This is a genomic window from Yoonia sp., assembly GCF_046498525.1.
Taxonomy (GTDB): Bacteria; Pseudomonadota; Alphaproteobacteria; order Rhodobacterales; family Rhodobacteraceae; genus Yoonia.
The window spans coordinates 1-8,474 of the sequence record NZ_JAWOAN010000236.1; the positions used below are offsets into that span (position 1 = coordinate 1).

An 8,474-nucleotide genomic window follows, 5' to 3' on the forward strand; every position below is an offset into this window, starting at 1 on the left:
CAGACCGGTATCCTGATCACCGGCGGCGGTGTGCCGCTGGACGCGGTGATCGCGGATTTCATGGCCGGAGCGGTCGAATACCTGACCCCTGATAATGACGTCGACCATTGGGACCATATCGAAGGGCAGGGCAGCCTGTTCCATGTGTCCTATTCCGGCGTCACCATGGCCCTGATCCACGGCGGCCAGCCTGACGCGCTGATCCTCGCCCACGAGCCGACCCGCACCCACATGCGCGGCCTGCCGGACTACAGTCTGCCCAGCCTTGAGACATTGCGCGATACCGCCCTGCCGATTGCACGCGTGGCAAACCCTGATTGTCAGGTTGTAGGCGTTTCGGTGAACACCCAGCATCTTTCCGAGGAAGAGGCGCTGGCGTATATGGCCAAAGTGGAAGAGCGGATGGGCCTTCCGACGGTGGATACTTTCCGTCAGGGTGCCGCACGTTTAGTAGATGCGTTGGCGGCAGTATAGGCTGTTGTGCTTTGGACGCGCGCTGGCGCATTGACTTTTGTGCCTCCGGCGGAGGTATTTTAGAACATGAGAAGAGGGTTCATGCAGATATCTGTTGTTCGTGACGTGTTTCAATTGGCGCAGGTCTTTACGATCAGCCGCGGGTCGCGGACGCAGGCCGAGGTGCTGACTGTTAGGGTTGCAGGCGATGGCGCCAGTGGGGTTGGCGAATGTGTACCCTATGCCCGCTACGGTGAAACGCTGGACAGTGTCACAGAGCAGATTGAGGGTTTTTCCGGCGCTTGGCCTGAATTGCCCGATGCGCTGCCGCCGGGTGCGGCGCGCAATGCGCTCGATTGCGCCTTTTGGGATCATGCGGCCAAACGTGCAGGCAAGCGGGTATGGGATTTGCTGGGTCTGCCAGAGCCTGCGCCTGAAGTGACGGCCTATACCCTGTCACTTGATACGCCCGAGGCCATGGAAAAGCAGGCGGCCTTGAATGCATCGCGTCCACTGCTGAAGATCAAGCTTGGCACACCTGACGACATGGCCCGTCTTGAGGCAGTCCGGCGTGGTGCCCCTGATTCCCGCATCATCGTGGACGCCAATGAGGGCTGGACCGCCGAGGTCTATGGCGATCTGGCCCCGCATCTGATCCGCCTTGGCGTGCAGATGGTCGAACAGCCTTTGCCTGCCGGACAGGACGACATGCTGGCCGAGATTGCCCGCCCCTTGCCGGTTTGCGCCGACGAAAGCTGCCACGACCGCGCCAGCTTGCCTGCCCTGCGGGGCAAATATGATATCGTGAATATCAAGCTGGACAAGACAGGTGGCTTGACCGAGGCGTTGGCGCTCAAGCGGCAGGCACAAGCCGAAGGTTACGGCGTCATGGTCGGCTGCATGGTGGGATCGTCGCTTGCGATGGCACCTGCCACGATCCTTGCGCAGGGTGTGGCTTTCACGGACCTTGACGGGCCTTTATTATTGGCCGAAGACCGGAAAGAACCTTTGAAATTCGATCAAGACGGCGTGCATCCGCCCGCCGCAGCACTTTGGGGATGACCATGCGCACAGTCTATGTGAACGGCGAGTACCTGCCAGAAAACGAAGCCAAGGTGTCGATCTTTGATCGCGGTTTCCTGATGGCCGACGGGGTATATGAAGTGACCTCTGTTCTGGACGGCAAGTTGATTGATTTCGCAGGGCATGCCAGGCGGCTGGAACGGTCATTGACTGAACTTGATATGCCGCATCCAGAGGTGCTGCCGGATTTGTTGGAGGTGCACCGCGAACTGGTCCGCCTGAACGGGATTGAAGAGGGGATGATCTATTTGCAGATCACCCGCGGTGCGCCCGATGACCGCGATTTTGTCTTCCCTGACCCAGAGACGACGCCGCCGACTGTCGTGCTTTTTACGCAGAACAAGCCGGGCCTTGCCAACAGCCCTGCGGCCAAAAAGGGCATCAAGGTGATTTCCATCGCAGACCAGCGCTGGGGCCGCCGCGACATCAAGACGGTGCAACTGCTGTTTCCCTCGATGGGCAAGATGATGGCCAAGGCTGCCGGTGTCGATGATGCATGGATGGTCGAGGATGGGGCGGTGACCGAAGGCACCTCGAATAACGCCTATATCATCAAGGGAAACACGATCATCACCCGCCATCTGGGCAATGAAATACTGCACGGGATCACCCGCGCCGCTGTGTTGCGGTTTGCCCGCGAAGCACAGATGCAGGTCGAAGAGCGCAGCTTTACGATTTCTGAGGCGCAGGAGGCGGATGAGGCGTTTATCACCTCGGCCAGCACATTTGTGATGCCCGTGATCGAAGTGGATGGTGTCGCCGTTGGCGCGGGCGTCCCGGGGCCGGTTGCGGCGCGGCTGCGCGAGATTTATCTGGAAGAGAGCCGTAAGGTGGCCGTGTAGGGCGGGGCATGCCCCGCCAGCTCCTTGTGATATTGTGGTGTTGGTGCGGGCCTTGACCTGCGGATTATGCCGACTTGCACAAAAACCGTAACTCGATAAGTCAATTGTAAGGACGCGTCAATTCACGCCTGTTTGACAAGTGGGGCGGTGTTACCCGTCCTACCCTTCCGCCTGCGCCTGCAATTCCTTCGCCCGTTCCGGCGCGACACCCAGCACCGCTTCGATCTGGTGCAGAAGCTGGTCTTCTTCGTCGTGGCTCACCCCATCCGCAAAGACGACCTGCCAGAGTGCGATCAGCGTGGCCTCTTTTTCCTCGGTGCCGATGGCATGTTCGAGGATCGTCGCGATACCGGTCGTGTCCGGCATCTTGCGTTCAAGCAGTTCACATTCGGCGCGCATCTTGGCGGCGGCGACAGGGTTGATGCCGTGCCGTCTGGCGAGGATCTTGTCGATCATCGCGATTTCTTCGACAAGATAGGTATGGTCGGCCTTGGCCGCGCGCACCAAAAGCGCTCCCATGGCGTGGCTGGCATCGGCCTCGGGCAGGGGGGTGTGATAGCCGCCGGGATTGCCAAAAAATGCGGTAAGGCGTTCGAGCATGATTGTCCTATTCGTGGCTGTCCTTGAAGGCCGCCTGCGCCTTGGCGGTTGCATCGGTCTGATAGTTGGCCTTCCATTCAGCCATTGTCATCCCGTAGAATGCCTCGCGACCTTCTTCCTTGGTCATCGGAATACCGCGTTCGTTCGCCGCTTCCTGATACCAGCGCGCGAGGCAGTTCCGGCAGAACCCGGCCAAATTCATCATGTCGATGTTCTGCGCGTCGGTCCGGTCTTCCATCAAGTGCTTTTGCAGGCGGCGAAAGGCGGCGGCTTCAAGCTCTATACGTGTCTGGTCGTCCATGGCGTGTCCTCCTCAAAGGCCCGATTGGGCGAGTGTGTCTGATAATATCGTTGCAAGCCGGTTTGCCCAGAGTGTTTGTCCGGCTTCATCCGCGATCAGGTCCTGACGTAGCTCGATCAAGACGTTGGGCCGCCCGTATCGTAGGGCGTGGCGGTCCACAGCATCGCCAGGCAGGTGGCCTGGGTAGGGTTGGTTGTCACCGGTGCACCAGCCTTGGGCGCGGCTGGCCTCCATGAAGGGCAGCGCCAGCCGGTCATCATCGGCATAAAGCACGCCGATTTCCCAAGGGCGCGGGTGCCGTCCGTTCAAACGGGGTGTGAAACTATGCACGGCGCAGATCACCGGGCTGTCGATCTTGTTGGCCAGATCGGCATAGGCGGCGTGATACGGGCGGTAGAGCCGTTGCAGCCGTTCTTCTTTTTCGGCCTCATCGGCGTTGCGATTACCCGGAATAATGGTCCCGTCATAAAGGCGCATCATGATTGTCGGATCATCCTCGCCACGGTTTGGATCGCATACCAGACGCGAAAAGCGCGACAGGAGCGCGGGGCTGTTCAAAGCCTCAGCCAATCGCCGCGTCACACCCGCAGCACCGATGTCATAGGCGATGTGTCGGCACATATCCGCCGCAGGCAGCCCAAGATCGCCGCCATGCACCCAATCGGGTATGTTATTTGTCGCATGATCGCAGGCGACAAGCCACCGTCCGGGCCGATCCGCGCCTATGATTTCGAATGGTTCGTAGGTCATTGCAGTGTCATTCCTTTGACACAGCGTTTAGGCTAGTTGAAGCAGGAATGGAATTGCGCAATAAGGGCGCAACGCACGCTGTTACCGCTAACGGGCCAGCGGGATGAACCAGACGCACGAGGGAATAAACATGAAACGCCACCGCAATGTAAAAATTGTAGCCACACTTGGGCCTGCATCGAATGATTACGAAATGATCCGGGCGCTCCACGAGGCCGGTGCGGATGTTTTCCGCCTGAATATGTCGCACGGTGACCATGCCGAAATCAAGTTACGTCATGAAATCATCCGGCAGGTTGAAAAAGACCTCAACAGTCCAATTGCGATTCTGGCCGATTTACAAGGTCCGAAACTCCGCGTCGGGGTTTTCGCGAATGGCGAAGAAGAACTGGTCGAAGGGGCGTCTTTCCGCCTTGACCTCGATGATGCAGACGGCGACCTGAACCGGGTCAAACTGCCTCACAAAGAAATCTTCGATGCGCTTGAGCCCGGTTCACACCTGCTGGTCAACGACGGCAAGATCAAGCTGCGGGTCAAGGACTGCGGTGCCAATTTCGCCAATTGCGAGGTCGTCGTGGGGGGCACGATTTCCAACCGCAAGGGTGTTAACGTGCCTGACGTTGTCCTGCCCTTGGCGGCCTTGTCCGAAAAAGACCGCAAGGATCTGGAATTCGTGTGCGAACTGGGCGTGGACTGGCTTGCGCTGTCTTTCGTGCAGCGACCTGCGGATGTGGAAGAGGCGCGCGCACTGGTCAAGGGCCGTGCCGCGATCCTGTCCAAGATCGAAAAGCCGAACGCGGTAAAGGTTTTTGACAGTATCCTTGCGGTATCAGACGGTATCATGGTGGCCCGGGGCGATCTGGGTGTGGAACTGCCGGTGCAGAACGTGCCGCCGATCCAGAAACAACTGGTGCGCAAATGCCGTGCCGCCGCCAAGCCGGTGATCGTGGCGACGCAGATGCTCGAATCCATGATCGATTCCCCGATGCCCACGCGTGCCGAAGTGTCGGACGTGGCGACCGCGATTTACGAAGGTGCCGACGCGATCATGCTGTCGGCGGAATCGGCTGCCGGTTCTTACCCTATCGAAGCTGTCACCACGATGAACAACGTCGCCGGCGAGGTCGAGGCCGACCCGACCTATACCGAAATCATCGAAGCGTCGCGCCGATCCGAGGGCAAGACCGTCGCCGACGGGATCGTCTCGGCTGCGCGCGAGATTGCAGAGACGACAGACGTCAAGGCGATCTGCTGTTTCTCGCAATCCGGCACCACCGCGCTTTTGGTGTCGCGCGAACGCCCGCGCGTGCCAATCATTGCGCTGGCCAACAATATCAGGACAGCGCGGCGTCTTTGCCTTTCTTGGGGGACAAACTGTGTCGTGACCGGCCATGTCGACCGCTTCAAGGATGCGGTGATCGAGGCGGTGCGGGCGGCAAAGTCCGAAGGGCTTGCCACCGAAGAAGATATGGTCGTCGTCACTGCGGGCGTCCCGTTCAACACGCCGGGATCTACAAATATCTTGCGGGTCGCACCATGCGCGGAACGTTTGATTTACGCTACCGATCAGGACTAGGATCAAAAGGGGGCGCAAAAGTAGGACACTGCAATGGATTTCGATCTTGTATTCGTGATTGGCCTTGCGTTGGTGGCCTTTGCAATTCCGTCTGCCGTCAGCGCCTATTCTGACTGGCGCTGGCCCAAAACGGCAGTCATCATGCTGGTGTTGGGAGGGGGGGCCATTGCCTATGCGGCACAGGAAAACCCCGGCGTTTATTCTTTGGCGACGGTCGATGACGTCATCGTCGATGTCGTGGGCGGTCTGGTGAACAACTAGGCCGCACCGGCCGGGCTGAAATCGCGAGTTCTCACACCGAATACCCTTGCAATGGCGCTGGTGCTGTCGTATCCGCCACCCTTGAGCCCGCGCGTCCGGCCAACATGGCATGCCGAGTCGCGCGTTTCGACCGATCTAAAACAGGAGACGGAAATGCCGAAGATGAAGACAAAATCGAGCTGCAAGAAGCGGTTCAAAGTGACGGCCACTGGTCGTATTCTGGCCGGCCAGGCTGGTAAGCGCCACGGAATGATCAAGCGTTCCAACAAATTCCTCCGTAACGCTCGTGGGACAACCACATTGAGCAAAGCTGACGAAGGTATCATCAAGCCGATGATGCCTTACGCACGTTAATTAGAGGGATTTGAGATATGCGCGTTAAAGGTGGAACCGTCACGCACCGTCGTCACAAGAAAGTACTCGACGCTGCCAAAGGATATTACGATCGTCGCTCCAAGACCTTCAAGGTCGCGGCACAGGCGGTCGACAAGGCCAACCAATATGCAACCCGCGACCGCCACAACCGCAAGCGCAATTTCCGCGCTTTGTGGATCCAGCGGATCAACGCAGGTGTGCGTGCGGTTGATGAGACACTGAACTACTCCAAGTTCATCAACGGCCTGACACTGGCTGGCATCGAAGTTGACCGCAAGGTCCTCGCCGATCTGGCCGTGAACGAGCCTGAGGCATTTGCTGCTGTCGTCGGCAAAGCCAAGGATGCGCTGGCTGCCTAAGCCACGCAACTGCTTGAAATGAAAAGGCCGCGCAGGAAACTGGGCGGCCTTTTATTTTGCGATATGGCAGGCCGACGCCTGCGGACGGCGTTGCTTTCTGGAACATCTCGCCAGCAAGATGAAGCGGATTTTTGTCCTGCGTTTATCTTCTACTTGAGTCCATGAACCAACCAATTCTGAAGACACGCGGGGCTGGCGACCGTGTTTGCCGCTATCTATTGCGTGATTGCTTGCTTTTGGAATTACCGCCACCAGTGTTGTTTGCACCGCCATTATTGCCGTTACCTACGTTGTTGCCACCGCCGTTGTTGCCGTTGCCACCGCTGTTGCCGTTGCCGTTGTTGCCGTTGCCACCACCGTTGCCATTGCCATTGCCATTGCCATTGCCACCGCTGTTGCCGTTGCCGTTGCCGTTGCCACCGCTGTTGCCACCGCCACCGCCGTTGCTGCTGCCACCACCTGCGCTACTTCCGCTACCCGAGCTGCTACCGCCACCCGAGCTGCTACCGCCGCCTGCGCTGCTACCGCCGCCTGCGCTGCTACCGCCGCCTGCGGTGCTGCCACCGTCCGCGCCGCTCGCGCTGTTGCTTGTATCGAGCGGCTGGGTCCCACTCAGAGCGGCGACGACGTCAGTAGCAAAAGCCCGGGTCCCATTCACGAGAGTGACGGACGCTCCCAACCCGAGTATAACGGTGATCGCGGTCAGGACCACGAAATCGACCGTTGCAACGCCACGCTCATCCTGATGGAATTTTTTAAGGAAAGCACGAGCGCCAGTGACGCGGGTGTTTTGGTCACAATCTGAAAGACAAATTGTGTTGCTGAATAGACTGGACAATTGACGCAACCTTACAAGTTTCGACTAAATACTCACTGAAAGCCAGTATCTTGAGTTTCATTTCACGCGCTTGGTATCTGAGCTATGTGTGCTTAGTTCGGCAGGATTAAGGAGAATGAACCTCAATTGTGATCTTTTGATGGACGCGCTTGGCGCATGTCATTCACATCGCAGATGTTTGGAGTGGTACGAAAGCCGATGTCGGACCAATCCGCGCCAGTCGCATGTCTTGCACTCAAGACGGGGGGGTGGTGGCTTCAAGGGCAGTATGGTGGCGCAAAACGCCAGTCGGGGCCGGAAACCGTTTGCGGCAGGCCCGTCCCCTTTTGATCTACGTATAAGATGATGACTGGACAGACAGTCGGGCCGCCCACCAAGGGGCTGCGGGAATGTTCGTGCTGCTTGCAACCATGTCGCCATTTCGCTAACCCCGCTGGGATGATTGCAAGAGGCGCCCGATGGACGATCTGAAACAAAAATACCTGACCCTGATTGCCAATGCCGCCGATGAGGCCGCGATAGAAAACCTCCGCGTGCAGGCCGTGGGCAAGAAGGGCGAGATCAGTTTGCAGATGCGCGAACTGGGCAAGATGAGCCCCGAAGAACGCCAGGTCGCAGGCCCCGCGCTCAACGCGCTCAAGGACGAGATCAACAGCGCGTTGGCCGCCAAGAAAGCAGCGCTGGCCGATGCCGCGCTTGATGCCCGTCTGCGCGATGAATGGCTGGATGTTACCCTGCCGTCACGCGCGCGCCCGCAGGGTACCATCCACCCGATCAGTCAGGTGACCGAAGAGGTCACCGCGATCTTCGCCGACATGGGCTTTCGCGTTGCCGAAGGTCCGCAGATCGAAAGCGATTGGTATAATTTCGACGCGCTCAACATCCCCGGTCACCACCCCGCGCGGGCCGAGATGGACACCTTCTATACCCACCGCGCCGCAGGTGACGACCGCCCGCCGCATGTGCTGCGCACCCATACCAGCCCCGTGCAGATACGTTCGATGGAAAAGACCGGCGCGCCGACCCGCATCATCTG

11 protein-coding genes and 1 pseudogene are annotated in these 8,474 nt (G+C 58.9%); 8 read left to right on the plus strand and 4 right to left on the minus strand.

Annotated elements, in window-relative coordinates; all coding sequences use genetic code 11:
- From R6T97_RS14340 to R6T97_RS14350, 3 genes are all read left to right on the plus strand, one after another.
- A partial coding sequence (locus tag R6T97_RS14340) for a DUF1611 domain-containing protein (RefSeq protein ID WP_410349976.1) occupies positions 1–474 on the plus strand: 474 nt, incomplete at its 5' end.
- 81 nt (positions 475–555) lie between these two features.
- Positions 556–1,515: an N-acetyl-D-Glu racemase DgcA gene (gene dgcA / locus R6T97_RS14345; RefSeq protein WP_410349977.1), complete on the plus strand. Its 960-nt coding sequence runs from the start codon at positions 556–558 to the stop codon at positions 1,513–1,515.
- Positions 1,512–2,378, plus strand: a complete 867-nt coding sequence (locus R6T97_RS14350; protein ID WP_410349978.1) for a D-amino-acid transaminase — start codon at positions 1,512–1,514, stop codon at positions 2,376–2,378. The genes dgcA and R6T97_RS14350 overlap by 4 nt, the downstream gene beginning before the upstream one ends.
- 159 nt (positions 2,379–2,537) lie before the next feature.
- On the opposite strand, the gene R6T97_RS14355 is transcribed toward R6T97_RS14350, so the two are convergent.
- The 3 genes from R6T97_RS14355 to R6T97_RS14365 are packed head-to-tail and all read right to left on the minus strand — an operon-like array spanning position 2,538 to position 4,029.
- Positions 2,538–2,978: a TerB family tellurite resistance protein gene (locus R6T97_RS14355; RefSeq protein WP_410349979.1), complete on the minus strand. Its 441-nt coding sequence runs from the start codon at positions 2,976–2,978 to the stop codon at positions 2,538–2,540.
- A gap of 7 nt (positions 2,979–2,985) precedes the next feature.
- Entirely contained in the window at positions 2,986–3,279 is a 294-nt protein-coding gene (locus tag R6T97_RS14360; protein WP_410349980.1) for a DUF1244 domain-containing protein, read from the minus strand.
- Between the two features lie 12 nt (positions 3,280–3,291).
- Positions 3,292–4,029: an N-formylglutamate amidohydrolase gene (locus R6T97_RS14365; protein WP_410349981.1), complete on the minus strand. Its 738-nt coding sequence runs from the start codon at positions 4,027–4,029 to the stop codon at positions 3,292–3,294.
- A gap of 130 nt (positions 4,030–4,159) precedes the next feature.
- Here R6T97_RS14365 and pyk point away from each other — a divergent pair, with 130 nt between their 5' ends.
- The 4 genes from pyk to rplT all read left to right on the plus strand — a co-directional run bounded on the left by pyk (position 4,160) and on the right by rplT (position 6,600).
- The gene (gene pyk / locus R6T97_RS14370) at positions 4,160–5,605 is read left to right on the plus strand and encodes a pyruvate kinase (RefSeq protein WP_410349982.1); all 1,446 of its coding nucleotides are present in this window, start codon (positions 4,160–4,162) and stop codon (positions 5,603–5,605) included.
- Positions 5,606–5,638: 33 nt separating this feature from the next.
- Positions 5,639–5,866 carry a hypothetical protein gene (locus R6T97_RS14375; protein WP_410349983.1) on the plus strand — a complete coding sequence of 76 codons (228 nt, stop codon included), beginning with the start codon at positions 5,639–5,641 and terminating at the stop codon, positions 5,864–5,866.
- 153 nt (positions 5,867–6,019) lie between these two features.
- The gene (gene rpmI / locus R6T97_RS14380; RefSeq protein WP_410349984.1) at positions 6,020–6,220 is read left to right on the plus strand and encodes a 50S ribosomal protein L35; all 201 of its coding nucleotides are present in this window, start codon (positions 6,020–6,022) and stop codon (positions 6,218–6,220) included.
- A 17-nt stretch (positions 6,221–6,237) separates the two neighbouring features.
- The gene (gene rplT / locus R6T97_RS14385) at positions 6,238–6,600 is read left to right on the plus strand and encodes a 50S ribosomal protein L20 (protein WP_410349985.1); all 363 of its coding nucleotides are present in this window, start codon (positions 6,238–6,240) and stop codon (positions 6,598–6,600) included.
- Between the two features lie 211 nt (positions 6,601–6,811).
- On the opposite strand, the gene R6T97_RS14390 is transcribed toward rplT, so the two are convergent.
- Positions 6,812–7,438, minus strand: coding sequence for a hypothetical protein (locus R6T97_RS14390; protein ID WP_410349986.1), 627 nt, complete (start codon positions 7,436–7,438; stop codon positions 6,812–6,814).
- Between the two features lie 458 nt (positions 7,439–7,896).
- Here R6T97_RS14390 and R6T97_RS14395 point away from each other — a divergent pair.
- A pseudogene (locus R6T97_RS14395) lies at positions 7,897–8,474 on the plus strand (phenylalanine--tRNA ligase subunit alpha); the annotation flags it as partial.

Coding starts and splice junctions, on each gene's coding strand:
- dgcA (WP_410349977.1), top strand. CDS start 556: ATGCAGATATCTGTTGTTCGTGACGTGTTTCAATTGGCGCAGGTCTTT.
- R6T97_RS14350 (WP_410349978.1), top strand. CDS start 1,512: ATGACCATGCGCACAGTCTATGTGAACGGCGAGTACCTGCCAGAAAAC.
- R6T97_RS14355 (WP_410349979.1), bottom strand. CDS start 2,978: ATGCTCGAACGCCTTACCGCATTTTTTGGCAATCCCGGCGGCTATCAC.
- R6T97_RS14360 (WP_410349980.1), bottom strand. CDS start 3,279: ATGGACGACCAGACACGTATAGAGCTTGAAGCCGCCGCCTTTCGCCGC.
- R6T97_RS14365 (WP_410349981.1), bottom strand. CDS start 4,029: ATGACCTACGAACCATTCGAAATCATAGGCGCGGATCGGCCCGGACGG.
- pyk (WP_410349982.1), top strand. CDS start 4,160: ATGAAACGCCACCGCAATGTAAAAATTGTAGCCACACTTGGGCCTGCA.
- R6T97_RS14375 (WP_410349983.1), top strand. CDS start 5,639: ATGGATTTCGATCTTGTATTCGTGATTGGCCTTGCGTTGGTGGCCTTT.
- rpmI (WP_410349984.1), top strand. CDS start 6,020: ATGCCGAAGATGAAGACAAAATCGAGCTGCAAGAAGCGGTTCAAAGTG.
- rplT (WP_410349985.1), top strand. CDS start 6,238: ATGCGCGTTAAAGGTGGAACCGTCACGCACCGTCGTCACAAGAAAGTA.